A 22,447-nucleotide genomic window follows, 5' to 3' on the forward strand; every position below is an offset into this window, starting at 1 on the left:
ACTTTAATGTCAGGAAGCTTAAGCTCTGTTAGTGTTTTGGCTATTCTCTCTCCTCTTGGAAGACTGGTTGAAAGAGCCAGGAATATTTCCAATAACCCATTAAGTCAATCCCTCTACACTGGGCGCACCGATGAGTTTGGCCAAATAGAGTTTGCTTTACGAATGATGCAAGCTGAAACAGGCGCCATAGTAGGTCGCATAGGTGATGCATCAAATCGGCTTAGCGAACACACCCGAGGCCTACTAAAGGATATTGAGTCAAGCAATGTACTTACAGTTGAGCAGCAGGCAGAGACAGATCAAATAGCAACGGCAGTAAACCAAATGGCGGCAAGCATTCAAGAGGTTGCGAGCAATGCACAGCATGCTGCAGATGCGGCCGGAAGAGCAGACACTGAGACGGCATCTGGCCAGCGTCTGGTAGCCCACACAAGCCAGTCAATCACTGCCCCTGAAGGTGAAATTAGGCAAGCCGCTCAGGTTATTCATGAGCTTGAAGGTCAAAGTAACGAGATATCAAAAGTTCTTGACGTTATACGAGGGATCGCCGAGCAAACGAATTTGTTGGCACTCAACGCAGCAATTGAGGCCGCGCGTGCTGGTGAGCAGGGGCGTGGTTTTGCTGTTGTCGCCGATGAGGTTCGCAGTCTTGCTGCTCGCACACAGCAATCGACAACGGATATTCAAAGCATGATCAGCGCTCTACAAGAGCGAGCGCAATCCGCTGTTACAGTCATGGAGCAAAGTAGTCGGCAAGCGCACACGAGTGTAGCTCACGCAGAGGAAGCAGCTACAGCTCTTGATGGAATTGGCCAACGCGTTAACGAAATTACCGACATGAACGCGCAAATAGCGACTGCGGTCGAGCAGCAGGGAGCAGTAAGTGAAGACATAAACCGCAGTATTATCAATATACGCGATGCTGCTGATACCAATGTACAGACCGGGCAGAATAATTTGCAAAGTGCGAAATCTGTCGCTCAGTTAACTAGCGCTCTGAGCGAACTGGCAAAACAGTTTTGGGAAAAACGAGGATAACGCTTTTCAGTATCTCGACAGGGATAACTTACTTTACCATCGGTTATCCCTTTTAGCCGCACAAATTTTAGCCATGGCTTTTCAGGAAGTCAGGGCTATCAGAATGGCCTTAGAAAGCCTAGTCAAAGAGCTGTCACGAGAACACCGTTAGCTTAGCGTACGATTTTTTCCGAATTCTGCGGTTCCCCCTGTAACGACGCCAGCAGCCGATCCGCAACATTGGCGGCCCATACCGCGATCGTCAGGCTTGGCGGCCTGCCGGTCGATTCCGGCAGCGCTGCGGCATCGACCACATAGAGGCCCGGGTTATCGAAAACTTCGCCATTAGCATCGATCACGCCATCGGCGTTTGACGTACCCAGACATGCACCACCTAGCGGCTGCACGGTGAGCGGTGATGCAGGGGCGTAGATTTTTGTGCCTGTTGCACGTTGAATTGTTTCAACTTCGTAGTCGATCTCATGATAGACGCTGCTCTCATTCTTGTCGTAGGTGATTTGGAATTTCCCGCTCTCCATCGTCATCGCGCCGTTATTGTTGTCCTTGCCCAAGGCGACGATGAATGAATTCCGACGCAACCAGCGGCGGAGTATGGCCGGCATGGGAATATCATCGATGCCCTGGATGGCGGCGCGCAGCACCTGCACCGACTTGCTGGGGGAGTCTTTCGACCGGAATGGCCCGGCCAACGGCAACCCCTCGGAGAGATCTTTGGAACTGTTTTCTTTCCAGAAGGCGAAGTATCCGCCATTGGTGCCGAAGCTCATACCGAGCCGTGGCATTCCATCCAGCGCGCCGTCGACATCTCGGCTTTTGAACAGCAGTCGAACTGTGTTCAGGCATCCGGCGGCGAGGACGACGTGCTTGGCGAATACCTTTTCGTCACGTCCTTCCCGGTGGTTGCGATAAAGGATTTCATAGCGCATTCCCTCAGCGCTCGCTTCGCTCAACTTGCGGATGGTCTGCACTTCGCACAGGTCACGGACCTTCAGTCCGCGCTGCATGGCGGGCCAAATCGCGGCAAAGTCCAGTGTCGTTTTGGCACCGGACGGGGACCCCAGCACACTGTTGTTGCGGTAGTCGCATTCCCAGCGATCAATGCCATTGGCATCTGTGACTTTCGATGCGCTGCCTGGTTGCTTCGGAAAGAGCACACCGATGAGTGGACTCGCAAGCCCTGCGGTGGACAGCTCTCCACCGTAATTTGTCTCACTGATGCGGTTCGGACTCTTGTCTTCTTCCGTGGCCGCCCGGGTCTGTAGCAGCGCGATGATCTCGGAATAGTATTTGTCCATGCCAGCTTGCGAGATCTGGGGATGGCGACCGTCCCAGTACGCTGGGTTGGAGGGTTTTGCCAGCATCCCGGCATAGATGTGGCTGCCACCACCCACGTTGGATGAGCAGATCACGTTGATGCCGTTGCCTAGGTACGCTTCAACAAAGCCCTTTGTGTTCAGAACCCATTGTCCCTGGAACAGATGGGACCGAATCGATCTCAGACCGTGGGAAAAAGCCTTTGCTCCTTGCGGCAGCGGTGTCAGATCCGTCATGCCGACTGATCGATTCGGCACCGTATCGCGCCAGGGGCCGCGCTCAAGCATTACGACGTCTCGCCCCGCTTCGGCAAGTCGCTTGGCTGCAATCGATCCACCGAAACCACTGCCGATGACGATTATTTCAACTTTGCTTGCCGGGACTGCATCCAGGGAATTCTCGGTAGATTCTTCGGTTGCAGCCACGGTTTGCGCGCCGGCCGATCTCGCGTATGCAAGCGTCGACAGCGCCCCACCAATCAGCACTATCGCCTCTCTTCGACTCAGGTTTATCTCATCGTCTGTCTCAGATTTACTGTCCATTTCGTCCCCATGAAATTGAATGAGTTCAAGGACCTGTTTGCAATGTGCAACGGCCCATATGGCGATCGCCTGGTTCGCGGCCTGCGCGCGATTCCGGTAGCACCGCAGCATCGGCTAGGCTGATTGGTGCCAGCCTTGTTGAGGATTTCGCGGGCGTGTCGCCTCGTTGTTCATCAACTACAGGTCGTGTCTTTGACTTCAAAGGGGGTCATGGAATGTCTCCGGTGCGTTTGGTGTTAGAACGCCGGAACTATCGACCTTACTATCGTGGGAATGTCAAGAGGCGTGGGAAGGTGTCAAACGAATTGCGCGGCCACACCGGCCAGCAGCGATACGAAGGTGGCCATCATGCCCATGCGACGAAGGGGCATGATCCCGCCAAGCATGCCGACTGCATGGGCGACACGCCCGATCACCAGCGGCCCTGCGATAGCGAAGACAAAGCCCTGCGGCACCCCCCGATACTCTGCGAGCGCGAGCAGGATGAGCACGATTGGCACGTATTCGGTGAAGTTGCCCTGCGCGCGGATGCGGCGCAGCAGCGCCGGGTCATCGCCCGGCCCCAGGGGCTGCTTGACCGCCATGCGACGCAGGGACACGGGAACGCTCAGTGCGATGAGACCGATGGCTGCGAAGGCGGCAACGGTGGAGGTGATGGGAAGCATGTGTATTTCCTTTGCCTAATCAGCGGATGGGCTGGATGTCCGTGACGATGAGCTTCTCGCCATCTTTGTCCGCACCGAATCGCACCTTGTCTCCCGCCTGAACCTTGTCCAGTAAGGTGGCATCACGTGCCTGGAACACCATGGTCATGGCGGGCATATCGAGGTGCTTGATCCGCCCGTGCTTGATGGTGATCTTGCCGGTGGTCTTGTCCACCTTGCGGATCTCGCCGTCGGTGAGGTCTGCACTGGCAGGTGCAGCAGCTTGGTTCGCAGGGGCCGCCTGGGCAAAGGCTCCGGGTGTCCAAGCCGCGGCCGTGACGCTCAGCATCGCGCCGAGCGTCACGGCAAAAATGGCTTTCGATTTCATAGAGTTTTCCTTGGAATGAAACGGTAAATCGCTGTGCGCAGAGTGGTCAGACAATCAATGGCCCGCGTGGCTGGCCGGCTTGCGTACCTGCACCTCGACTTGCGACGTGGACTTGGATGCACGGGGCATGGAGCTGCCTCCGGTGGAAGACGAGCGCACCGGCTCGGTCATCGTCCCTTGGTACTCGGTGGCGACCGTGCCCGGCGGCTGTTGGTACCAGCCCGGATTGCCATAGTCGCCGGGCTTCTGGTCGCGCCGCACCTTGAGCACGCTGAACATGCCGCCCATCTCGACCGATCCGAACGGGCCGTCGCCGGTCATCATGAGCGCGGTGTTATCGGGGATGGGCATTTCCATCTCGGTCATGTCGGCCATGCCGCGCTCGCCCATCACCATGTAGTCGGGGATCAGCTTGGCGATCTTGCCGGCCACGCCGCTGTGATCCACCCCGATCATGGTGGGCACGCTGTGCCCCATGGCGTTCATGGTGTGGTGGCTCTTGTGACAGTGGAACGACCAGTCCCCTTCTTCGTCGGCGACGAACTCGAACTGGCGCATCTGCCCCACGGCCACGTCGGTGGTCACCTCGGGCCAGCGCGCGGCTTTCGGGATCGGTCCGCCGTCCGTACCCGTGACCATGAACTCGTGGCCATGCAGGTGGATCGGGTGGTTGGTCATGGTCAGATTGCCGACGCGGATGCGCACCTTATCGCCCAATCGCACGTTCAGCGAGTCGATGCCAGGGAAGATGCGGCTGTTCCACGACCAGAGATTGAAGTCCAGCATGGTCATGACTTTGGGCGTGTAAGCCCCCGGCTCGATGTCGTAGGCGTTGAGCAAGAAGCAGAAGTCGCGCTGCACCTCGTCGATCAAGGGGTGCTTGGCCTTGGGGTGCGTTACCCAGAAGCCCATCATGCCCATCGCCATCTGCACCATCTCGTCTGCATGCGGGTGATACATGAAGGTGCCGGGGCGGCGCGCCGTGAACTCGTAGACGAAGGTCTTGCCCGGCGGAATGGCCTTCTGCGTCAGGCCCGCCACCCCGTCCATGCCATTGGGCAACCGCTGGCCGTGCCAATGCACGCTGGTGTGCTCGGGCAGGCGGTTGGTGACGAAGATGCGCACGCGGTCGCCTTCGACCACCTCGATGGTCGGCCCGGGGGACTGGCCGTTGTAGCCCCAGAGGTGAGCCTTGAAGCCGGGAGCCATCTCGCGCACCACGGGTTCTGCCACCAAGTGGAACTCCTTGACGCCGTTGTTCATGCGCCAAGGGCAAGTCCAGCCGTTGAGCGTGACGACGGGGTTGTAAGGGAGGCCCGTGTTGGGCGTGAGTGGCGGCATGGTGTCGGCCGAGGTCTGCGTGACCGGCTCGGGCAGCGCCGCCATGGCGACGCGGCTGACGCTGGCTACCGCCACCGTGCCGCCCGCCATTGCAAGAAATTGCCTTCTGGAGTTCATGGCTGTGTCTTTGTGTGGAATCTGTCGAAGAGTTGGCCGGCTTAGTGCCCGGCATCGTCGCTGCTGGCCGGCTGCGGGTTGCCTCCGGCCGCTACGGCGCTAGCCATGGGCCTGCCGATCAGTGCCGCTTGCAGTGCTGCATCGGCCAACCAGAACTGCTGCTCGGCCGTGATGGTCGACATCACCGCACCGACCTGGTCACGTGCGTCGGCCAGCAGGTCGAAAACACCGATCAACATGCCGTTGTAGCGAAGCAGGTTCTCCTCCGAGATGGTCTTGCGCAGCGGCACGACTTCGTCGCGCTGGTGCCGCGCGATGTCGTAGGTCGAGCGGTAGGCCGAATAGCTCTCTCGCACGTTCGATCCCGCCGCGCGCAGCGTGGCATCCAGGCGCTGGGCCGATGCCAGCACCTGGGCCTTGGAGGCATCGCGCTGCAAGTCACCCCAGTCGAACAACGGCAGGCGCACGGAGATTTCGTAGCCTCGCCCGGTGGCCTTGTGTCCATCGGCGTTGTCGAACGTGGTGTTGCGGGTCACGCCAAGTTCCATATCCGTCACGCTGGTGATGCCAGTCAGGCCCCGTGAACGTGCCGAGGCATCGAGTTCGGCCTGGGCCAGCCGCACGTCCAGGCGCGCGCGGCTGGCGGTTTGGCCTACTTCCTCCGGCTGCAATGGCTGCTTGGGCAGTTCGGGCAGGCGTTCAGGCAGCGTCAACTCCTGCGCTTGGACGTCAGTCAGGCCCAGTTGGCGTACCAGTTCCTCCCGCGCTGCCATGGCGGCATGGCGTGCGGATGCGAGCTGGGTGCCCGCGTCGGCGTAGAACGCTTGCTGGCGGGCGCGCTCCAGCTTGCTGAAGTTGCCCACGGCCTGCATACGCCGCGCCAATTCGGCACTGGCCTCTGCGCTCTCGTACACCTGACCGGCATATTGCAGGCTTTGCTGTGCGGCCACCGCGCGCACCCAGGCTTGGCGCACCAGCGTGATCTGATCCACCACGTCGGAAGTCAGGCGCAGGCGCGACTGCTCGATCTGGCGGTCAGCCAGTTCCTTTCGCGCAGGAAGGGTCAGCAAATCCAGTAGTCCGAAGGACAACAAGCGGCCGAATTCCAGTTCGCTGCCTGTGCGCAGCCGCTCGAAGCCGAACACCGGATTGGCGATGCGCCCCCCCTGCGCGGAGCGGGCCGCGTCGGCGCCATGCTGTGCCAGCAGGGCCTGCAACGCCGGGCTATTGGCCAGCGCCAGTTCCACCGCCTGCGGCTGGCCAAGCGGCTGAGCCAGCAGATCGGAAGCCACTTGGCGGCGCTGCGCATGGTCTTCATCCGAGCGAGCCAGGGCCAGACGCCCGCCGGTGAAGCTGGCGGCCTCGTCATTGGTGCGCGACAGGTTTTGCGCCAGGTCCACGCTGGCGCAGCCGGAGAGCGCCGCCAAGGCCAAGGCGGCGAGTGAGAAGCGAGCGCGGGAACGTCGATGGGACGTGGAGTGGATGCTGCTGCTCATGGCTGGGCCCCTGTATGTGCCTCATGCCCGCCACCGTGTGGGGGCAGCACCGGAGCGGTGGCCGCAGGTGCCGTGGATGGCGTCTCCTCTGAGGCTTCTTTGGCATAGCCGCGCCAGCCGCCAATGCGGCCCACGGTGTCGTTCGCTTCGCGCCAGGGCGTGATGGGCTGATCTGCAAACCGCTGGTAGGTGGCGAAAGCCGGTGTATAGGCCAGTGGCGGCACGGTGGGCGACGAGGTCTGCTGCGGCGCTTCTGCATGGGCTGCCACGGCCGCAAGAAGCAGGGCCACCGCGGTGCCTGCATGAGCGGGCCAACGAGAGACGGGTCGGGTCATGGGTGTTGTCTTCCGGGAGTGGTGCGGTGCGTCAATGGCAGCACTGTCACCCTTCCCATCGTGGGAGAGTCAACACCCATCCGAAATAACCTGATCCCGTAAAAAAAATGTTTCATTTCCGCTTGACTCTCCCATGATGGGAAGGATCAAGCTGACGGCATATTGGAAAACAAACTCGGAGATCCCATGGGTACACCCCTGGCGTTCAAGCCCCTCAACGACAGAGTCTCAGCGCCGCAGGCTGATTCGGCTGCTGCTTCTGTGAAGTGGCCCAAGCGGGGCTTCTGGAAGAGCTTGCGCATGACGCTGCGCTTCATCAACCGCCCACCAGGCCCTACTGGCCGCTGGCCCGCACAGCCGCTACCGATCCATGCGCTGACCCGCGCGGAGATTCTTGCGGCGCCTGCGCGCACCTTGTTCCGCTTGGGGCATTCGACCATCCTGCTCAAGCTGCGCAGCGGCTTGTGGCTGACGGACCCGGTGTTTGTCGAGCGAGCGTCGTTCGTTCAGTGGGCAGGCCCCAGGCGCTTTCATGCCCCTCCGATTGGTTTGGACGCGCTCCCGGACATCGAGGGCGTCGTCCTGTCCCATGACCACTACGATCATCTGGACCGCAACAGCATCCTTGCCCTTGCGCCCAAGGTGCGGCACTTCCTGACGCCGCTGGGTGTTGGCGACCGGCTCATCAGCTGGGGCATTGACGCGCGCAAAGTGGTGCAGCTGGGCTGGTGGCAGTCGGCCACGGTCGGGGACACGGCGGGCGGGCTGCAATGCACGGCGACTCCGGCCCAGCATTTTTCCGGTCGAGGGCTGTTCGATGGCGACCGCACACTCTGGGCCTCCTGGGTGCTGGCCGATGGCGATGTCCGCATCTTCTTCAGCGGGGACTCGGGCTATTTCGACGGTTTCAAGACCATCGGCGAGCGCCTGGGACCGTTCGATCTAACGCTGATGGAGGCCGGGGCCTACGACGCCCACTGGCCCCACGTCCATATGTGGCCACCGCAGACGGTGCAGGCCCATATCGACCTGCGTGGCAAGCGCCTGCTGCCAATCCACAACGGAACGTTCGATCTGGGAGGCCATAGCTGGCAGGACCCTTTCGAGCAGATTTCCGCCATGGCGCAGACCCGCGGAATCGGAGTGCTGACCCCGCTCATCGGAGCGCCGATGGACATGCTTCATCCCGATCCCACACCGGCCTGGTGGCGTGATTCGCAGCCCCAAGCCTCTATGCAATTTCATAACAGAGTTCTCTCATGACCACCTCTCTCACTGCCACAGTTCCGATGGAGTTCAAGCTCCCCATCGAAGGAATGACCTGCGCGAGCTGCGTTTCGCGCGTCGAAAAAGCGCTGAACACGTTGCCCGGCGTGGAAAGTGCCACCGTGAACCTCGCCACCGAAGAAGCCACCGTTCGCGCCTCCGGCGTGGATGCAGCGGCACTGGCGGGCGCTGTCCGCAAGGCCGGCTACGAAGTTCGCGCCGACGAGATCCAGCTTCAGATCGAAGGCATGACCTGCGCGTCCTGCGTGTCGCGCGTCGAGAAAGCGCTGCTGCAGGTCCCCGGCGTGTCCGCCGCGTCGGTGAACCTCGCGACCGAGAAGGCCACCGTCACTGCGCTCTCCGGGGTGTCGTTCGCGACGCTGGCGGCCGCCATCGACAAGGCCGGCTATGTCGCCAAGCCGGTCGAGGGCGCTGCCACTCCCCAGACCGCCAAGCGCCTTCCCGAATGGTGGCCGGTTCTCGTGGGCGCGTTGCTGACGCTGCCGCTGGTGCTGCCCATGGCGCTGCAATTGTTCGGCCTGGACTGGATGCTCGATGGCTGGACCCAGATGGCGTTGGCCACGCCGGTACAGTTCTGGCTGGGCGCGCGCTTCTACCGTGCCGGCTGGAAGGCCGTGAAGGCCAGGACTGGCAACATGGATCTGCTGGTCGCGCTGGGCACGAGCGCGGCCTACGGGCTGTCGGTCTATCTGCAATGGAAGCATTCGGGCCACGGCATGCCCCACCTGTATTTCGAGGCCTCGGCCGCGGTCATCACGCTGGTGCTGCTCGGCAAATGGCTCGAAGCCCGCGCCAAGCGGCAGACCGCCGATGCCATCCGCGCGCTCAATGCCCTGCGGCCCACGGTTGCGCGGGTTCTGGTCGATGGGGTTGAAGTCTCTACGCCGGTGGAACAGGTGGCGGTGGGCGACGTCGTCGTCGTGCGCCCCGGTGAACGGATGCCGGTCGATGGCGAGGTGATCGACGGACGCAGCCACCTGAACGAATCGCTCATCACCGGCGAGAGCCTGCCGGTGCCCAAGGCGGTCGGCGACAAGGTGACCGGCGGCTCGGTCAACGAGGAAGGCGTGCTGCAAGTCCGCACGGCGGCCATCGGCGCTGAAACCACGCTGGCCCGGATCATCCGCATGGTGGAGTCGGCGCAGGCAGCCAAAGCGCCGATCCAGCGTGTTGTCGACCGGGTGAGTGCGGTCTTCGTGCCGGTCGTCCTCGGGGTGGCGTTGCTGACCTTCGTCGGCTGGCTCCTGTACAACGGCGGCGACGTGGAACAGGCATTGATCAGCGCGGTGGCGGTGCTCGTCATCGCCTGCCCTTGCGCACTCGGCCTGGCCACGCCCACGGCGATCATGGCCGGCACCGGTGTGGCTGCCCGTCAGGGCATTCTGATCAAGGATGCCGAGGCGCTGGAAGTGGCGCACTCGGTCACCACCGTGGCCTTCGACAAGACCGGCACGCTGACCGAAGGCAAGCCGTCGCTGGTTGCCATCGAAGCGATGGGAGACGTGCATCCCGATGAAGTGCTGCAGCTCGCCGCCGCGCTCCAGCAGACCAGCGACCACCCGCTCGCGCATGCGGTGATGGAGAAGGCCCGGGCGCAAGGCGTGGCGGTCGAGTCCGCACGAGAGGCGCAGGCCCTGCCCGGCCGGGGCGTGCAGGCCGTCGTGGGCGGCCAGCACATCCTGCTGGGCAGCACGCGGCTGATGAACGAGGAAGGCGCCAACCCGGGCGCGCTGCTGGCCGAGGCGCTGCGCCTCGAAGGCGAAGGGCGAACCATCTCTTGGCTGCTGGAGCGGGACGGCGACCTGGTCCGCGTGCTGGGGCTGCTGGCCTTTGGCGACACGATCAAGCCCTCGTCCTACGCTGCCGTGGCACGGCTGCGCGAGCTGGGCATCCGCACGGTGATGCTGACGGGCGACAACCAGGGCAGCGCGCGCGCCGTGGGCCGTGAACTGGGCATCGATGACGTCCGCGCGGAACTGCTGCCGGGCGACAAGGCGGGCATCGTGCAGGAGCTGCGCCAGCAGGGCCGCATCGTGGCGATGGTCGGTGACGGCTTGAACGACGCTCCGTCCCTTGTGGCGGCAAACGTCGGCCTGTCGATGTCGACCGGCACCGATGTGGCGATGGAAGCGGCAGGCATCACCCTCATGCGCGGCGATCCGCGTCTGGTGGCCGATTCGTTCGACGTCTCCCGTCGCACCTACTCGAAGATCAAGCAGGGGCTATTCTGGGCCTTCGCGTACAACGTGCTGGGTATTCCGCTGGCCGCGCTGGGTATGCTCAGCCCGGTGATTGCAGGCGCGGCCATGGCCTTCAGCAGCGTGAGTGTGGTCACCAATGCCCTGATGCTGCGGCGCTGGCGCGGTGCTGCGACCGGCACCAACGGCAGCGGCCAGAATCAAGAAGAAGGAGCCTGACGATGAACATCGGTGAAGCCTCTACCGCCTCGGGCGTCTCGGCGAAGATGATCCGGCACTACGAAGACATCGGTCTGCTGCCCCCGGCCAGCCGCACCGATGCCGGCTACCGCCAGTATGGCGACAAGGACGTCAGCAAGCTGCGCTTCATCCGCCATTCCCGCGACCTGGGTTTCTCGCTGGACCAGATCAGTGCCTTGCTCGATCTCTGGCAGAACCGCAAACGATCCAGCCGCCAGGTCAAGGACTGGCGGAATCGCACATCGCCGAGCTGGATCAGAAAGTGCGGGAGCTTCAGGAGATGAAGGCCATGCTCGAATACCTCGTGCGCTCGTGCCACGGCGACGACCGGCCGGACTGCCCGATCATCGAATCGCCGGCATCTGAAACCACCGGGAACCCCGAAAAAGGCGGCGGCGACCGTAGCCGCCGCGGCAAGCGCCACCAGCTTGTTCCTTAGATTTCCCGGGGTCTCGCACCCCCCAGGATCAGGTCGCCCGCGCCAAGCACTGGAGGCTTGGCGCCTGCCTTACCGTGTCAACCGCCTACCGCCCGGCGATTCCACGGCATGCGCATCAAGACCCGAGCCATGCCGCAGAAACCGGATACCCCGGCAAATATAAAGCCGGCTCCGACAAAGCCCGACAACACGTGGAACCACGGCGAGACCGTCGCGCCCAGGACTGCTCCCAGCACGATCAAGGTGCCCGCCGTGATCTGCACCTGCCGCTGCAACTCCATCGGCTGGGACGCATCTGCGACCACAGGGAGCCCGGCCTTCTTCCAGGCATCGAGCCCGCCTTCCAGCACATAGGCGTCGCAGGCCGCGCACGCGCTCAACGTCTGGGCGTTGACCTGCGTCCGATTGCCGGATCGGCAATGGAAGATCACGCCGCCGGCAGCGTCCAGGGGGGACGCGCCTTTCAGATGCTCCATGGGCACGTGGCGGGCGGCAGCAATGTGCTCGCGCGCATGCTCGTCCGCGCCGCGAATGTCGATCAGGACAGCCCCTTGGCTGAGAAGGTCGCGGGCTGCTTGGGGAGAAATGGGCTTCAAGGACATGGCAGATAACTCCGGGTGGTCAGGGACAGAAGATGGTCTTGAGCGTGGAGATGAGGGTGGCTACATCCGGGTTGTCGATCCGGTAGTACAGCGTCTGCGCCTCCCGGCGGAACGTGACCAGGCCTTCCTCGCGCATCTTGGCCAGATGCTGAGACAACGCGGATTGGCTCAGGGGTACGTGCTCATGCAGCGCGCCTACCGACATTTCGCCGTGCTCGATCAGCAGGCACAGCAACAGCAAGCGATGCTCATTGCCCACCGTTCGCAGCAGGACGGCCGCCTGAGCGGCCCCCTCCTGAAAGAACTGCTTGTCTCTCATCTTTGCAACCATGGACGCTTTATTTCGTATTTCGCTAAATTAGCACATTCTTATGTAATAGCAATACCCCTCCGTTCTCACCGGGCTTGCGGTGCCTTTTTCTTACGATGGTCGGCGGGCATGTGCCGCCGGAGGGTTACTTGCGGGACTTGGGCTTCCCGGCAAACAAGCGAGCAGTGCGTAGGGCCAGATAGCCGATGAACAGGTTGGCCGCGACAAACACCGGCAGCGCCAGGACTTGCGCCGCACCAACACCCGACTGTGCCAGGTGCAGGCCTGTGACCGTCGCTGCGGCTACGCCGAACGTGTAGGCCCAGTAAGTGGGAATGAAGGGCTGCGCCCCCAGCCAGGGGCCCAGGCGCAGGCCGAGCAGCAGCTGAAAGAGCCCATAGCCCCATAGCATGAGCAACCAGTGGTCCGTGCTTCCCGGAGACAATGCCAGCCACGCCATCGCGCAGACGACGGGCGGCGCGAACTGGATGCCGATCAGGGGGCGCTGAGGCGTGGGCACTGAGGACGAATGCCAAAGCCGATGGATGACCAGCGATTCGAGCGCCAGCCATGAGAACAGTCCCGCTCCCAGGAACAGCCATCCCCAATCCGGCTGACCTAGCGCCCCCAATGCTGCCGCACTGACGAAATTGCCGGCGACGGTCGGCAAATACAGGGTCGGCACCATGTCTACCGTGTTTCTCCCGCCTTGCCAGAGCAAGCCGGTGTGCCAAAGGCAGAAGCCCAGGTGCCACGCGATCCCCGCGATCGTCAGAAGCCATGCCAGGATGCTTGAGTACGGGAGGACCGCGATGGCGATAAGCAAAGTGGAAACCGCCAGCAAGGCAGGCGTGCCTCCTTGCACCGGGTGAAGGAACTCGGCTTTCACGACCTCGAAGCGCCTGATTGCCTGCCACAGATAGCCAATGATCAGGACGAACCAGACCAGACCCGCGATCGCAATGACCGTCTCACCCACAGCGCCCGGCAAACTCCATCGCTGCGCCGCGATACGCCAAGCCTGCCCGAGACCTGCCAGACCCAGGACGACCCCGAAGTACGACGCCGGGATTTGCGCCTGTCTTATACCCATATGCCGAATCACCGAAGGAATTCTTGCCCCCTGAAATGCCACACAAACCCGAAAGAGCATGCGGGCCGCCATGAACGGAGACAGCTGCCAACCGCGCGCGCTCCCTTCGACGTTCCTATTCAAGCTGGCGTTTATTGTTCGCCGACCTCCCTCGCTGGACAAACGAGATAAAGTTTCTCCCGCCAAAAGAAATCATTTCCCGGTAGCTTTGAACACTCGTGCGCAGCTGCTGATCCGCCGAGCTGCTGGTGCCGGCCGCCGGGAAAGCCGCCGAGGCAGCTTCTGCTTCAATCGGCCATCACCTCTCCCAGGCGCACCGGGCGCGCGGGAGCCCATTCGGGGTTGAACCGCATCGGCCCCGGCGGAAACAACAGCACCACGGTCGAGCCCAGCAGGAAGCGCCCCATCTCCTCGCCTTGCTTCAGGCTGATGCGACGGTCGGGATAGCTCCAGTGCCGCACGCTGCGGCCGTGGGGTGGCCTGACCACGCCGTGCCAGACCGTCACGATGCTGCCGACGATGGCGGCGCCCACCAGCACCATAGCGAAGGGGCCATGCGGCGAGTCGAAGTGGCACACCACACGCTCGTTGCGCGCGAACAGCGCGTCGACGCCGCGCGTCGTGGCCGGGTTGACCGAAAACAACTCGCCTGGCACGTAGCTCATCGAAAGCAGATGCCCGTCGCACGGCATATGGACGCGGTGATAGTCGCGCGGGCTGAGGTAGAGGGTCGCGAAAGCCCCACGCTCGAACCTGCGTGCCAGCACCTGATCGCCAGCCAGCAAGGCGCCGATGCTGAAGGATTTGCCCTTGGCCTGGAGTAGCTGGCCACGTTCGATGCGGCCGAACTGACTGATCGCTCCATCGACCGGGCAGATCAATTGCGCCGTCGCCACCGGACGCACGCCGGGCCGCAGCGCACGAGTGAAAAAGGCGTTGAAGGTCTCGTAGGCTCCAGGGTCACTCGACGCCGCGTCCGCCATATCGACGTCGTAGTGGGCGATGAAACGCCGAATCACCCATTGCGTCAGTGCGCCCGCGCGCTTGTGCGCGAGTACGCCGAGCATGCGGGTGATGAAGCGCTTGGGCAGAAGATGCTGCGCTCGGACGAACACACGTTCGGACAAGCGGGGCTTCATGCCGGTGTCTGGCGCATGCCCGGTCATATGGCCGCCACCTCCGTGAGCAGCCAGTCGCGGAAGGCCACCAGTCGCGGCAGGCTCGCGCACCCGGGCCGATAGACGATGTAGTAGGCCATCGCAGACATGACGCTGATCTCGGGGAACAGCCGGACCAGGCGCCCGCTCGCCACGTCGTCGCGCGCCATCACGCTGCGCGCGAGCGCGACGCCTTGCGCCTCGATCGCGGCCTGCAGAACCGCCGCGGAATTGTTGATCTTCATGGCGCGCCGTGTGGCGGCCCCCGTCACGCCGACTTTCTCCATCCAGGTCTCCCAGGTGGGGAAGCCCGCATGACCGTCCATCGACAGGTCGTGGATCAAGGTCTCCCGTAACAGATCGGCGGGCGCGCGCAAGTCCCGGTTCCGACGCAGCAACTCGGGCGAACATACGGGGTAGACCTCCTCGTCCATCAGCTTGTCGGCCACCAGGTCTGGCCACATCCCCAGGCCATAGCGCACGCCGATATCCACCCCTTGCGCGATGAAATCCACGGGCTTGAGGTTGGTATCCAAGCGCACATCGGTATCAGGCCATGCGCTATGAAAGCGCTCGATGCGCGGCAGCAGCCACTTGGCGGCGAAAGCCGGGCTCACCGCAACGGTCAGCACGCCGCTGGCCGACCCTTCCTTGAGCCGTTCCAGCCCGAGGCCCAACCGATCGAAGCCTGCTCGGATGTCGGGCAGGGCGCGCTGCGCCACTTCGGTGGCAACCAGCCTGGATCGTCCGCGGTTGCCGCGATGGAACAGCGGTGTGCCCAGCCATTCTTCGAGCGCGCGAACGAGTTGGCCGACGGCAGCAGGCGTCACGTTCAGTTCGGCCGCCGCAGCGGAAAAGCTCTGGTGGCGGGCAGTCTCCTCGAATGCTCGCAATGCGTTGAGGTGGGCAGGCGATTTCATTTCATTAAAGTTTTTCTTTTAGATATGAACACTTTAAATGATTTGTCGAGACAAGGAAACCAAGAAAAAATATCACTTATAGAACAGGCCAGACGCTGCCTAGCTCGCGATGGCCGTTGGGCACCGAAAAGACAACGTGGCAGTAGAAGTTTTTCTTCCCGTTTCAGCCCCATCTCCGAACCTGCCACCTCGGCGGGGCAACAGTCAAAGAGGTTTTCACATGAGTCATCAATTCGACGGAAAGAAGCTCCTGGTCGTCGGGGGCACCAGCGGCATGGGCATGCAGACGGCCCGGGTGGTGCTGGCCCAGGGCGGCAGCGTGGTGATCGTCGGCAATCGCCCGACGAAGACCGAGGAAGCGCGCGAGGAACTGTCGAGCCTCGGCCCGGTCGCCGCAGTGACGGCCGACCTCTCCAGCGACGCAGGGCTGGCCGCGCTGCTCAAGGCCATCGACGAACAACATGCGGACATCGACCTGCTGGTCAACGCCGCCGGTGTGTTCTTCCCCAAGCCCTTCCTGGAGCACTCCGACGCTGACTACGACCAGTACATGAAGTTGAACAAGGCCACCTTCTTCATCACGCAGAAGGTCGCCGCCAACCTCGTCGCCAAGGACCGTCCCGGCGCCATCGTCAACATCGGTTCGATGTGGGCGAAGCAGGCCATCGCGGCCACCCCCTCGTCGGCCTACTCGATGGCCAAAGCGGGTCTGCATTCGCTGACCCAGCACCTGGCGATGGAACTGGCACCCAAGCACATCCGCGTCAATGCGGTGTCGCCGGCGGTGGTGCAGACGCCCATCTACGAGGGGTTCATCCCGAAAGCCGAAGTGCATGACGCGCTGCAAGGCTTCAACAGCTTTCACCCGATCGGCCGCGTGGGCACCCCGCAGGACGTCGCCGAAGTGGTTGCCTTCCTGCTCTCGGACAAGGCGGGCTGGGTCACGGGCGCCATCTGGGACGTGGATGGCGGCGTGATGGCCGGCCGCAATTGATGCACGGCGGGCAAGCCCCTGGCGCTTGCCCCACCTGCGCTCGTTTCTGTCAACCAACCTAGCAAGGAGAAATGCACATGGTCTATTTGCAAATCACCCTCAAGATCGCCGAAGCCAACCGGGCTGCGGCGGCTGGCATCTACCAGAAGTACAAGGGGCCGTTCCTCGACACCGTTCCCGGTGCCGAGTCCAAGGAACTGCTGGTGCGCAACGAAGACGTGCAGGTACTGCATGGCTTCGATACCCAGGAGAACGCGAGCGCCTATCTGCAGAGTGCGCTGTTCACCGCGGACGTGGTCGGTGGCCTCAAACCGCTGCTCGATTCCGACCCCGACGTGCGCATCTACCAGATTGCTTAATGTCCCTCGTCGCCGGGTGCGCAAACAGCGCATCCGGCATTTTTCTGTCAAGGAAAGGTTGATCTCATGATGCAAGACTGGAATGCCTATCGCGGCATGCTGATGGAACGGGTGGGCGAATACGCCCAGCAGAGCCCGGCGGTGATGCAGGCGCTTGGCGCCCTCAGCGGAGTCGTCGAACAAGGCGGGCACCTGACGCCAAAGATCCACGAACTGATCGCGCTGGCCGTGGCGGTGACGACCCGTTGCGATGGCTGCATTGCGGTCCATACGCAGAAGGCAGTCGAGCACGGCGCGACCCTGGAGGAAATCTCCGAGGCTCTGGGCATCGCTATCGCACTGAATGCCGGCGCTGCACTGACCTACACGGCTCGCGTGCTCGACGCCCACGCGCAACTGCCCAAACAGTAAACCCATCGGCGAACGGAAGGCAGGCCCGCAGACCGGGCCTGTACGTCGTTCCCGCCGCGACAGGAGCCCTGCCCATGCGCATCAACGCAGATTTCTCGCGCCGAGCCATCGTGACGCCCGAGCAGTACCAATGGGTCGCCTCCCCCCAGGGAGGCGTCGAGCGCATGATGCTCGATCGCATCGGCGCGGAGAAAGCCCGGGCCACCAGTATCGTGCGCTACGCACCCGATTCGCGCTTCCCGCATCACCCTCATCCGGGCGGGGAGGAGATTCTGGTTCTGTCGGGGGTCTTTTCCGAAGACGACCGGCACTATCCGGCAGGCTGGTACTTGCGCAATCCACCCGGCTCCAGCCATGCCCCGTCCAGCCACGAGGGCGCAGACATCTTCGTCAAGCTCTGGCAGATGCAGCCTGGCGAGCAGCGCAACGTGCGCATCAACACGCACGACCCGGCCGCATGGCAGCGCCGGGATGGCCGCGAGGTCTGCCCGCTGTTCTCGGATGCTTTCGAGCGTGTCAGCGTGCAACGCCTGGCACCCCTTGAAGCGTTGCTGACCGACTCGGCCGATGGCATCGAGCTGCTGGTGCTGACCGGCGAAGTCATCACCGATGGCCAGTCTTGCGAGCGTGGAAGCTGGGTGCGTCTGCCTGTCGGTGAGCGCCCCGAGATCACCGCTGGCACGCACGGCGCCACCGTCTATCTCAAGACCGGACACTTGGCCGCTGCGGTGCAGGGGGTCTAACGGATGCAGCCCACACGCATTGCCATCATCGGCGGCGGCCTCAGCGGCCTTTATGCCGCCATACTGCTGGAGGCCCGCGGCATTCGGGACTATGTGGTGCTGGAGGCTCGCGAGACCTTCGGTGGCCGCATCGTTTCCTGGCCGGACGCATCTCGTCCCCACGAGGAAGCGATTGGGAAGCTGCCCATCGCCGGGCGCTTCGATATGGGGGCAACATGGTACTGGCCGGCCATGCACCCGGAGCTGCAACAGCTTGTGGCGCAGCTTGGCCTGGAGACCGTCGTGCAGCATGAAAACGGCGACATGTTGATCGAGCGCTCCAGGACACATGCACCGAGCCGCGTCGATGGGTTCGTCTCCGCGCCGCCCGCGCTGCGCCTGGCGGGCGGCATGGCCGCGTTGGTCGACGCCATCCGCGCCCGCCTGCCTGCTGACAGGCTCCTGGCCGGCCACCAGGTCACGCACCTTCAGCACCAGGGCGAACGGATCGAGGTCCAAACCCGGGATGCGTTGGGGCAAGTCGTTTCCCGCCATGTCGCCCATGTCCTGCTGGCGATACCGCCTCGGCTGGCGGCCAACACCATCGACTTCGCACCGACCCTGCCCGACGCGCTGCAACGGCAGTGGCAGGCATGCGGGACCTGGATGGCGCCGCATGCCAAGTACGTCGCCGTCTACGACACGCCGTTCTGGCGCGAGCAAGGGCTGTCCGGCGAGGCGCGCAGCGCCGTCGGGCCGATGGGCGAGATCCACGACGCCTCGGCCGAGGGTGGCGATGCCGCGCTGTTCGGGTTCCTGGGTGTGAGCGCGCAGATCAGGCAGCAAACGCCGGAGGCGGTCCTGCTTTCCCATTGCCGGGCCCAGTTTGTCCGGTTGTTTGGCGAGCAGGCGGCACGGCCCAAGGCAGAATTCCTGAAGGATTGGACCAGCGACCCGCGCACCGCGGTCGCCGCCGACGCGCACCCGGATGTCGACCACCCGACCCCGCCTCCCAGGACACCACACGATGGCACCTGGGAAGGCCGGCTCGTCGGCATTGCCAGTGAGTGGTCGCCGCATTTCCCCGGCTACGTGGCCGGGGCCGTCGAGGCGGCACGCCTCGGGGTCGAAGCGCTGTTGTCCCCCCACACGGCGGCGTCCATCCTGAATTGAGAAAGGAAGCATTGATGTTCGATTTCGACGAGGTCATCGACAGGCGCGGCACCAACTCCATGAAATGGGAGCATGGTCGCCAGTTCCTCACGCCCGAACAGCGGGCCGCCGACCCGCTACCGATGTGGGTGGCCGACATGGATTTCCGGGTGGCGCCGCCGATCCTCGATGCCCTGCGCGAGCAGGTGGAGATGGGGGTACTCGGTTACGGCGGTACGCCGGACAGCTACCGTGAAGCCGCCGTGGACTGGCAAATGCGCCGCTTCGGCTGGCAGGCCCGCCCGGAATGGCTGGTGCAGTCCCCGGGCGTCATCAGCGCGCTCAACATGGCGGTTCAGGCGTTCACACAGCCGGGCGACCACGTGCTGGTACAGACCCCCGTCTACTTCCACTTCCTGCACGATGTGGTCAACAACGGCCGTCGCTTGGCCCTGGCGCCGCTGACGCTGGAAGCTGGACGCTATCGCTACGATCCCGAGGTCTTCGAGGCCGCCATCCAGCCGAACACCCGGCTGTTCATTTTGTGCAACCCGCACAACCCGACCGGCAATGTCTGGACGCGCGAGGAACTGCTGTCGATGGCGGCGATCTGCGAGCGTCATGGCATCCTGATCGTCTCCGACGAAGTGCATCAGGACCTGGTGTTCGGCGAGGGCCGACGGCATGTACCGCTGGCGATGCTGGATGACGGGGTCGCGCTCAACACCATCGTCTGCACCGCGCCCAGCAAGACGTTCAACATCGCCGGCCTGTCCTGCGCCAACATCTTCATTCCCAACGCACGCCACCGGCAGCGTTTTTGGACGCAGTGCGAGCGCAACGGCGTGTTCCTCGTCAACACGATGGGCACGGCGGCCTGTGAGGCGGCGTACCGGCATGGCGAGCCGTGGGTCGACGCCATGCTCGACTACGTGCGCGGCAACCAGCGCTACTTTGCCGCGCAGGTCACCGCGCTGGGGCTGCCCCTGACCATCACGCCGACCGACGCGCTCTACCTGGCGTGGGTGGACTTCAGAGCACTCGGCATGCCACCGGTCGAACTGCATGACTTCCTGCTGCGGCGCGCCCGACTCTGGCTCGACCCCGGACACAAGTTCGGCGCACCCGGTGAAGGTTTCATGCGCATCAACCTGGCCTGCCCTCGCAGCGTGGTCGACGAGGCACTGCACCGCCTGGCCTCGGCCCTTTCCTGAAGCCGCCTGCCTATTTCAACGACAACAAAGTTTGGAGCAATGACCATGAAGACTACCTATCGTGCGATGCAAGTAACCCGGCCTGGCGTCCTTGAACTGGCGGAGCGCCCGACGCCTGCGCCCGGCGTCGGAGAGGTACTGATCGAGGTCGAAGCCTGCGGTATCTGCGGTGCCGATACCGGCGACATCGAACGCGCCGATCCCACGCTGCAACCGCCGCGCGTACCTGGTCATGAAGTGGTCGGGCGCATCGCGGCGCTCGGCGAGCACACCCCGTCCAACTGGAAAGTGGGGCAGCGCGTGGGCGTGGGCCGCTTGGGTGGTCATTGTGGCGAGTGCGTCCAGTGCCGCCAGGGCCGCTTCCAGCTCTGCCAGAACCAGCCCGTCCTCGGCGCCACCTGCGATGGCGGCTACGCCGAGATGATGCTGGCACGCGCCACGGGATTGGTTTCGATTCCAGACGAACTCGACGCCGATGAAGCCGCCCCGATCCTGTGCGCAGGCATCGCCACCTTCAACGCGCTCAAGAAATGCGGCGCAGAGGCTGGCGATACGGTGGCCATCCTGGGCATCGGCGGCCTGGGGCACATGGCGCTTCAGTACGCACGAAGGATGGGGTTCAAGGTCATCGCCATCGGACGAGGCCGCGACATCGCGGAAGACGCGCTGACGCTGGGGGCTCACCTCTACATCGACACCCGTGAGGAAGACGCGGCAGCCAGGCTCAAGAGCATGGGTGGCGCGCGCGCCATCGTCACGATGATCGACCACGCGGAGACGGTATCGGCGCTGCTGGCTGGCCTGGCGCCCGAAGGGCGGCTTGTCGTGCTCAACCCCGGCAAGGAGCCCCTGCTGGTGCCCGCCGGCCTGCTGGTCGGCGGGCAGCGCAGCATCCTGGGCTCGATCACCGGCACGCCTTACGACAACGAGAAGACCCTGAGTTTCAGCGTTCTGGCGGACGTGCGCCCCTGGATCGAAACCATGCCCCTGGAAGACGCCCAGGACGCCTACGTGCGGATGAAATCCGGCGACGTCAAGTTCCGCATGGTGCTGACCATGAATCAGTCCCACTGAGGCATGCGCCCAAAGTTTCAATTAATGCTTGCCAGATAGGCTCTGCGAGCCTTTTCCCGAACGATATCCACCGGAGGCTTCCATGTCTTTACGATCTCTCGCACCAAAACTCTTTGGCATCATCGCCGCCGTTTCCCTTTCAGCCTGCGCGGCACTTGGCACGCAGACCGAATCAGGGACAGTGGCGGCCCAAGGCGCTCATCCCGTCAGCTTCGAGCAAATCCGCAATGCGACCGTCAAGGTCAGCTATGGCGACACCACTTTCCTGATCGACCCGATGCTGGCGGAGAAGGAAACCTATCCCACCGCGCCGGGTGCCTTCAACGACCACCTGCGCAACCCGCGCGTCGATCTCCCCACCAGCATCGACAAGGTGATCGAAGCCGATGCGGTCATCGTCACCCACCTGCATTTCGACCATTGGGACGAAGCGGCAAAGAAGCACATCCCCAAGGACATACCCATCTTTGCGCAGAATCCCGAGGATGCCGAAAAAATCCGGGAGGCCGGATTCCGCGATGTCCGTGTATTCGGCGAGGGCACCGAGTTCAATGGCGTGCGCCTGACGAAAACCAGCGGCCAGCATGGCAGCGATGCCGCCATGGCCGTGCGCGGCCCACAGCTCGGCAAAGTGTCCGGCGTGGTGTTCCAGCGCCCTGGATTCAAAACGCTCTACCTCGCTGGCGATACGGTGTGGAACCGGCACGTTGAGACCGCACTGGCGACCTACAGGCCGGAAGTCATCGTCCTGAACACCGGCTACGTGCGCTTCAAGGGCCTGGACGGCGCCATCATCATGGGCAAGGAAGATCTCCTCAAAGCGAGCAGGGCCGCACCCACCGCCTACATCATTGCAAGCCATATGGATGCGCTGAGCCATGCCACCCAATCACGCAAGGAACTGGCCGAGTTCATCGCCGAGAAGCAACTCGACCCGAAGCGCGTGCTGATTCCCGAAGACGGGCAAAGCTATACGTTCTAGCCCCGCCCATCGGCATTCCCCAGGTTCATGAATGCCGCGACACGTTGCATGAACCATGCGAAACACCCCTTGTACAGC

The 22,447-nt window shown here is 63.2% G+C and carries 22 protein-coding genes and 1 pseudogene; 12 read left to right on the forward strand and 11 right to left on the reverse strand.

Annotated features, from left to right (window positions below):
• The first annotated feature begins 6 nt into the window (after positions 1–6).
• Positions 7–1,038 carry a methyl-accepting chemotaxis protein gene (locus ACTJJX_RS22975; RefSeq protein WP_074183340.1) on the forward strand — a complete coding sequence of 344 codons (1,032 nt, stop codon included), beginning with the start codon at positions 7–9 and terminating at the stop codon, positions 1,036–1,038.
• Between the two features lie 152 nt (positions 1,039–1,190).
• Here the strand turns inward: ACTJJX_RS22975 and ACTJJX_RS22980 are convergent, their stop codons facing one another.
• The 6 genes from ACTJJX_RS22980 to ACTJJX_RS23005 all read right to left on the reverse strand — a co-directional run bounded on the left by ACTJJX_RS22980 (position 1,191) and on the right by ACTJJX_RS23005 (position 7,215).
• Complete coding sequence (locus ACTJJX_RS22980) at positions 1,191–2,894, reverse strand: GMC oxidoreductase (RefSeq protein ID WP_198712313.1); 1,704 nt, start codon at positions 2,892–2,894, stop codon at positions 1,191–1,193.
• A gap of 296 nt (positions 2,895–3,190) precedes the next feature.
• Positions 3,191–3,559, reverse strand: a complete 369-nt coding sequence (locus ACTJJX_RS22985) for an MAPEG family protein (RefSeq protein WP_023082269.1) — start codon at positions 3,557–3,559, stop codon at positions 3,191–3,193.
• A 19-nt stretch (positions 3,560–3,578) separates the two neighbouring features.
• The gene (locus tag ACTJJX_RS22990) at positions 3,579–3,926 is read right to left on the reverse strand and encodes a copper-binding protein (protein WP_023082268.1); all 348 of its coding nucleotides are present in this window, start codon (positions 3,924–3,926) and stop codon (positions 3,579–3,581) included.
• Between the two features lie 54 nt (positions 3,927–3,980).
• Positions 3,981–5,384, reverse strand: coding sequence for a multicopper oxidase family protein (locus ACTJJX_RS22995; protein ID WP_031668804.1), 1,404 nt, complete (start codon positions 5,382–5,384; stop codon positions 3,981–3,983).
• 41 nt (positions 5,385–5,425) lie between these two features.
• The gene (locus ACTJJX_RS23000) at positions 5,426–6,880 is read right to left on the reverse strand and encodes a TolC family protein (RefSeq protein WP_023082266.1); all 1,455 of its coding nucleotides are present in this window, start codon (positions 6,878–6,880) and stop codon (positions 5,426–5,428) included.
• Positions 6,877–7,215 carry a hypothetical protein gene (locus tag ACTJJX_RS23005; RefSeq protein WP_071222522.1) on the reverse strand — a complete coding sequence of 113 codons (339 nt, stop codon included), beginning with the start codon at positions 7,213–7,215 and terminating at the stop codon, positions 6,877–6,879. The genes ACTJJX_RS23000 and ACTJJX_RS23005 overlap by 4 nt, the downstream gene beginning before the upstream one ends.
• A gap of 186 nt (positions 7,216–7,401) precedes the next feature.
• Here ACTJJX_RS23005 and ACTJJX_RS23010 point away from each other — a divergent pair, with 186 nt between their 5' ends.
• The 3 genes and pseudogenes from ACTJJX_RS23010 to cueR all read left to right on the forward strand — a co-directional run bounded on the left by ACTJJX_RS23010 (position 7,402) and on the right by cueR (position 11,379).
• Positions 7,402–8,478, forward strand: coding sequence for an MBL fold metallo-hydrolase (locus ACTJJX_RS23010; RefSeq protein WP_023082265.1), 1,077 nt, complete (start codon positions 7,402–7,404; stop codon positions 8,476–8,478).
• A complete protein-coding gene (locus ACTJJX_RS23015) occupies positions 8,475–10,919 on the forward strand; it encodes a heavy metal translocating P-type ATPase (protein ID WP_023082264.1) in 2,445 nt (814 codons plus the stop codon). The genes ACTJJX_RS23010 and ACTJJX_RS23015 overlap by 4 nt, the downstream gene beginning before the upstream one ends.
• A 2-nt stretch (positions 10,920–10,921) precedes the next feature.
• A pseudogene (cueR, locus tag ACTJJX_RS23020) lies at positions 10,922–11,379 on the forward strand (Cu(I)-responsive transcriptional regulator).
• Positions 11,380–11,456: 77 nt separating this feature from the next.
• On the opposite strand, the gene ACTJJX_RS23025 reads toward cueR, so the two are convergent.
• The 5 genes from ACTJJX_RS23025 to gcvA form a co-directional block, all read right to left on the reverse strand.
• Complete coding sequence (locus tag ACTJJX_RS23025; protein ID WP_023082261.1) at positions 11,457–11,981, reverse strand: rhodanese family protein; 525 nt, start codon at positions 11,979–11,981, stop codon at positions 11,457–11,459.
• 19 nt (positions 11,982–12,000) lie between these two features.
• Positions 12,001–12,300 (reverse strand): ArsR/SmtB family transcription factor, encoded by a 300-nt coding sequence (locus ACTJJX_RS23030; protein WP_228381273.1) that lies wholly within the window; start codon positions 12,298–12,300, stop codon positions 12,001–12,003.
• Between the two features lie 136 nt (positions 12,301–12,436).
• Positions 12,437–13,444 carry a dicarboxylate transporter/tellurite-resistance protein TehA gene (gene tehA, locus ACTJJX_RS23035; RefSeq protein WP_232925152.1) on the reverse strand — a complete coding sequence of 336 codons (1,008 nt, stop codon included), beginning with the start codon at positions 13,442–13,444 and terminating at the stop codon, positions 12,437–12,439.
• Between the two features lie 227 nt (positions 13,445–13,671).
• Positions 13,672–14,511, reverse strand: coding sequence for an archaetidylserine decarboxylase (gene asd / locus ACTJJX_RS23040; protein ID WP_031668801.1), 840 nt, complete (start codon positions 14,509–14,511; stop codon positions 13,672–13,674).
• Positions 14,512–14,546: 35 nt separating this feature from the next.
• A complete protein-coding gene (gene gcvA / locus ACTJJX_RS23045; RefSeq protein WP_023082257.1) occupies positions 14,547–15,461 on the reverse strand; it encodes a transcriptional regulator GcvA in 915 nt (304 codons plus the stop codon).
• A gap of 220 nt (positions 15,462–15,681) precedes the next feature.
• Between gcvA and ACTJJX_RS23050 the strand changes: the two genes are divergently transcribed.
• The 8 genes from ACTJJX_RS23050 (at position 15,682) to ACTJJX_RS23085 (ending at position 22,369) form a co-directional block, all read left to right on the forward strand.
• Positions 15,682–16,455 carry an SDR family NAD(P)-dependent oxidoreductase gene (locus ACTJJX_RS23050; protein ID WP_023082256.1) on the forward strand — a complete coding sequence of 258 codons (774 nt, stop codon included), beginning with the start codon at positions 15,682–15,684 and terminating at the stop codon, positions 16,453–16,455.
• Between the two features lie 77 nt (positions 16,456–16,532).
• Entirely contained in the window at positions 16,533–16,814 is a 282-nt protein-coding gene (locus ACTJJX_RS23055; protein ID WP_440782022.1) for a hypothetical protein, read from the forward strand.
• Positions 16,815–16,883: 69 nt separating this feature from the next.
• On the forward strand, positions 16,884–17,225 hold the full coding sequence (locus ACTJJX_RS23060) for a carboxymuconolactone decarboxylase family protein (protein WP_198712314.1): 342 nt from the start codon (positions 16,884–16,886) through the stop codon (positions 17,223–17,225).
• A 74-nt stretch (positions 17,226–17,299) separates the two neighbouring features.
• On the forward strand, positions 17,300–17,968 hold the full coding sequence (locus tag ACTJJX_RS23065; RefSeq protein WP_023082253.1) for a cupin domain-containing protein: 669 nt from the start codon (positions 17,300–17,302) through the stop codon (positions 17,966–17,968).
• 3 nt (positions 17,969–17,971) lie between these two features.
• The gene (locus ACTJJX_RS23070) at positions 17,972–19,120 is read left to right on the forward strand and encodes a flavin monoamine oxidase family protein (RefSeq protein ID WP_023082252.1); all 1,149 of its coding nucleotides are present in this window, start codon (positions 17,972–17,974) and stop codon (positions 19,118–19,120) included.
• A 14-nt stretch (positions 19,121–19,134) separates the two neighbouring features.
• On the forward strand, positions 19,135–20,313 hold the full coding sequence (locus ACTJJX_RS23075; RefSeq protein WP_023082251.1) for a MalY/PatB family protein: 1,179 nt from the start codon (positions 19,135–19,137) through the stop codon (positions 20,311–20,313).
• Positions 20,314–20,358: 45 nt separating this feature from the next.
• On the forward strand, positions 20,359–21,387 hold the full coding sequence (locus ACTJJX_RS23080; protein ID WP_023082250.1) for an alcohol dehydrogenase: 1,029 nt from the start codon (positions 20,359–20,361) through the stop codon (positions 21,385–21,387).
• Positions 21,388–21,469: 82 nt separating this feature from the next.
• On the forward strand, positions 21,470–22,369 hold the full coding sequence (locus ACTJJX_RS23085) for an MBL fold metallo-hydrolase (RefSeq protein ID WP_023082249.1): 900 nt from the start codon (positions 21,470–21,472) through the stop codon (positions 22,367–22,369).
• The last annotated feature ends 78 nt before the right edge of the window (positions 22,370–22,447 follow it).

Source organism: Pseudomonas sp. 22490 (genome assembly GCF_052044465.1).
GTDB lineage: Bacteria > Pseudomonadota > Gammaproteobacteria > Pseudomonadales > Pseudomonadaceae > Pseudomonas > Pseudomonas aeruginosa.

Coding starts and splice junctions, on each gene's coding strand:
- ACTJJX_RS22975 (WP_074183340.1), top strand. CDS start 7: ATGTCAGGAAGCTTAAGCTCTGTTAGTGTTTTGGCTATTCTCTCTCCT.
- ACTJJX_RS22980 (WP_198712313.1), bottom strand. CDS start 2,894: ATGGACAGTAAATCTGAGACAGACGATGAGATAAACCTGAGTCGAAGA.
- ACTJJX_RS22985 (WP_023082269.1), bottom strand. CDS start 3,559: ATGCTTCCCATCACCTCCACCGTTGCCGCCTTCGCAGCCATCGGTCTC.
- ACTJJX_RS22990 (WP_023082268.1), bottom strand. CDS start 3,926: ATGAAATCGAAAGCCATTTTTGCCGTGACGCTCGGCGCGATGCTGAGC.
- ACTJJX_RS22995 (WP_031668804.1), bottom strand. CDS start 5,384: ATGAACTCCAGAAGGCAATTTCTTGCAATGGCGGGCGGCACGGTGGCG.
- ACTJJX_RS23000 (WP_023082266.1), bottom strand. CDS start 6,880: ATGAGCAGCAGCATCCACTCCACGTCCCATCGACGTTCCCGCGCTCGC.
- ACTJJX_RS23005 (WP_071222522.1), bottom strand. CDS start 7,215: ATGACCCGACCCGTCTCTCGTTGGCCCGCTCATGCAGGCACCGCGGTG.
- ACTJJX_RS23010 (WP_023082265.1), top strand. CDS start 7,402: ATGGGTACACCCCTGGCGTTCAAGCCCCTCAACGACAGAGTCTCAGCG.
- ACTJJX_RS23015 (WP_023082264.1), top strand. CDS start 8,475: ATGACCACCTCTCTCACTGCCACAGTTCCGATGGAGTTCAAGCTCCCC.
- ACTJJX_RS23025 (WP_023082261.1), bottom strand. CDS start 11,981: ATGTCCTTGAAGCCCATTTCTCCCCAAGCAGCCCGCGACCTTCTCAGC.
- ACTJJX_RS23030 (WP_228381273.1), bottom strand. CDS start 12,300: ATGAGAGACAAGCAGTTCTTTCAGGAGGGGGCCGCTCAGGCGGCCGTC.
- tehA (WP_232925152.1), bottom strand. CDS start 13,444: ATGCTCTTTCGGGTTTGTGTGGCATTTCAGGGGGCAAGAATTCCTTCG.
- gcvA (WP_023082257.1), bottom strand. CDS start 15,461: ATGAAATCGCCTGCCCACCTCAACGCATTGCGAGCATTCGAGGAGACT.
- ACTJJX_RS23050 (WP_023082256.1), top strand. CDS start 15,682: ATGAGTCATCAATTCGACGGAAAGAAGCTCCTGGTCGTCGGGGGCACC.
- ACTJJX_RS23055 (WP_440782022.1), top strand. CDS start 16,533: ATGGTCTATTTGCAAATCACCCTCAAGATCGCCGAAGCCAACCGGGCT.
- ACTJJX_RS23060 (WP_198712314.1), top strand. CDS start 16,884: ATGCAAGACTGGAATGCCTATCGCGGCATGCTGATGGAACGGGTGGGC.
- ACTJJX_RS23065 (WP_023082253.1), top strand. CDS start 17,300: ATGCGCATCAACGCAGATTTCTCGCGCCGAGCCATCGTGACGCCCGAG.
- ACTJJX_RS23070 (WP_023082252.1), top strand. CDS start 17,972: ATGCAGCCCACACGCATTGCCATCATCGGCGGCGGCCTCAGCGGCCTT.
- ACTJJX_RS23075 (WP_023082251.1), top strand. CDS start 19,135: ATGTTCGATTTCGACGAGGTCATCGACAGGCGCGGCACCAACTCCATG.
- ACTJJX_RS23080 (WP_023082250.1), top strand. CDS start 20,359: ATGAAGACTACCTATCGTGCGATGCAAGTAACCCGGCCTGGCGTCCTT.
- ACTJJX_RS23085 (WP_023082249.1), top strand. CDS start 21,470: ATGTCTTTACGATCTCTCGCACCAAAACTCTTTGGCATCATCGCCGCC.